Annotated in this window: 2 protein-coding genes; both read right to left on the reverse strand. The window is 53.9% G+C overall.

Features of this window, described 5'->3' with window-relative positions; translation table 11 throughout:
• Positions 1-158: 158 nt before the first annotated feature.
• The gene (locus HEQ34_RS14105; protein ID WP_296201541.1) at positions 159-1,814 is read right to left on the reverse strand and encodes an SDR family oxidoreductase; all 1,656 of its coding nucleotides are present in this window, start codon (positions 1,812-1,814) and stop codon (positions 159-161) included.
• Positions 1,815-1,833: 19 nt separating this feature from the next.
• A complete protein-coding gene (locus tag HEQ34_RS14110; RefSeq protein WP_296201542.1) occupies positions 1,834-2,277 on the reverse strand; it encodes a thiol-disulfide oxidoreductase DCC family protein in 444 nt (147 codons plus the stop codon).
• Positions 2,278-2,484: the final 207 nt, after the last annotated feature.

Here is a 2,484-nt window from a genome sequence, read left to right on the forward strand (position 1 = left end):
GCGCCAGACATGCGGTAAAATGTTACGCTTTGTCAACAAATGCTTTTCTTTGAGGGACATGGGCGGTGGGGGGGGGGGACAGCGTCGAACATGACGTCGGCTAGGGCTGCGTGGTCGGCGGGGGTGGCGCAGGTTAGGTTGTGGAGCATATTGCGGCGTCAATTCCGACTAAGTGAGCCCTGATAGGACACGACATCGCCCACTATGGGCAGCGCAATAATTACGTCGAACGAGAAACGACCCTCTCTTTGCGTTTCAAAACTGATGCCTTTTGGCAGCAACAAATTTGGCAGTGGGATACCAAATGCTGACCACCGGCGCGGAACAAGATTCAGTTTGTCGTCGTCAACAACAAGCGCCAATGCGACCTCAACAATTCCGAACTGCTCCACCAGCAGATGCTTGTTTCGGCCATTACCGCAATGCATTCGAGATTTGAAAGTTTTATTGCCGAATGTGCGTGTCCAATTTTCGCCATTGCTATCGGGTTTGACGGTCACTGCGACCGAAACCTTTTCAGCAGCCTTTGGAAATCCCATCACGGCAGCGATCAGATTGGCCAGCAGACTTGGTCCCCGCTGAATATTGGCGGTCCCAAGCCACTGGTGCTCATCCGCACCGTCGTGAAAAGCCCTGACCTCAACCGGCAGTCTATCGTAGGCTGAGCCGAGCAAGCGGCGAAAAATGGGTTCGGCTGGCCTATCTTCGCGAAGTCCTGTGTAGATCGTGCGTGCTGCAAACAGGCGATCATAATCAGACAACTCCAATGCGTGAACGGCTGGCCGAGCACCAGGCTCCGGAGGCTGCCCCTCCAGCGATTTACGAATGACTCCCTCAATCGCCATTGAAGGGATGAATGGGCCGTCGTCAGACTCTGCCAATAAATGCCAGCTTCTTTCAATCTGCCGTCCATTGCGTGTGCCCGTTGCATGAACAAACATACCACCGCGATGCTCGCCAAATTTCATAAGATTGAGAACGGCGTAGAATAAGCGCGACAACGGGACGAGCGATGGCAAACGCAGATAATGCCGCACCTTGGCCAGCAGGTTCAACATGCGATGCAGAAGCTCTGGCACGGGGCCCGCCCCCATCCAAATGTCGGTCATCGTGGGGTGTTCCGGCGGCAGCACTTGAAGGTCGGGTACATCGACAAGCGAGAAACGGATATTGCGCAGCGGGAGTCGACCTGGAACAGCGACGGTATAGCGCATACTTTCAGCCAAGCCGATACCGTTGCCGATCATGCCGTGGCGGGTCAAAGTGACTGGCGCACCAGCATAGCCGATGACCGCCCGCATGACGTTAAGGCCGATACCAGCATAAGGTGACGGTGCAATACCGCCTTCAACTTTCACAATATCCATCGTCTTGGCCATTTCTCGCAAAACCGCGGCGGTGAGCACCGGAAAACTGCTGACGCCGGACAACACAAACACGCCTGCGGCCTTTGCTCTTTCATCAAATTGCGAGATACCGAAGACGAAATCTGCACCATCTGCAAAATCTAGATAGTGAACTCGCGCGGCGATGCAGGCTTCAACGACGTGATAACCTAAGGTGCCATAATCCTGAAACGGTCCGGACGCGTCAACCACAAGGTCCGGCAATATATGGGCAAGGGCGCTCGCAATGTCCCGTCTGTCAAGTCGGACAGGCAGTGCGGCCGCCATGCCTCTGAAATTGGTGCAGAATATACGGGCCTTTTCCTCGTCCCTTCCGCATATGAAAAGTGTTGCTTGCGGAATATCACGCAAAAGCGGGGCCAATCGCCCGCCAAAGGCACCGTAGCCGCCTAAGATTAGGATTTTCATGTTGGCACCTCTGTCTCGTTTATGACAATATGCGCGCGCGAAATTGCGCTGGCGGAACCCAGCAGGTCTGACGCTTACCGAATATCCGATACCGATTTCTCGCGACGAGACGATAAACGGGATCCCGAAGAAAGGGCGGAAATAAGCGGAATATAGCAGCGACCTTCCAAGGCATACCTAAGCCTTCATAAATTGAAATCACAGCATCGCTGTCTTTGCGAACCAGCGCGCCATCAACCACAAGGATTGACGTAGGATCGGTCGGGTCAAGTCCGTGGCGACGAAATAGTTCGGAACCAACTCTGCCCTGCATCGATGCAAGGTAAAATACTTTATTATGATCATGCTTGAGAATGAAATGCGCGTTTGCAGAGCAAAGTACACATTCGGCATCGAACAAAATGATCCGGCCCGAAGGCAGTTCTCGCTGATCGCCAAGCTTTTGTGATGGGGTCGAGTCCATTTCCATTACGGCTATAGCGCAATATGATGATCTCGCAAATGGGATTAGAGCAGTCATCCTACTGCTTTAGCTAGAAATTCGCGCCCACACGCAGCCTGCGTTCCGGGAAATTGCGTTTGGGCTGCATGGACCCCGGATCGGGTCCGGGGCAACGCAACGCTAAGCGGCTATGCCGCTAAGCTTTTGCGTTGGTTGCGGGAGTAGGAT

The organism is Sphingorhabdus sp., assembly GCF_023910635.1.
Lineage (GTDB): Bacteria > Pseudomonadota > Alphaproteobacteria > Sphingomonadales > Sphingomonadaceae > Sphingorhabdus_B.

What these genes read in the sequence shown, in the direction of transcription:
- HEQ34_RS14105 (WP_296201541.1), bottom strand. Translation starts at nt 1,814, where the DNA reads ATGAAAATCCTAATCTTAGGCGGCTACGGTGCCTTTGGCGGGCGATTG.
- HEQ34_RS14110 (WP_296201542.1), bottom strand. Translation starts at nt 2,277, where the DNA reads ATGGACTCGACCCCATCACAAAAGCTTGGCGATCAGCGAGAACTGCCT.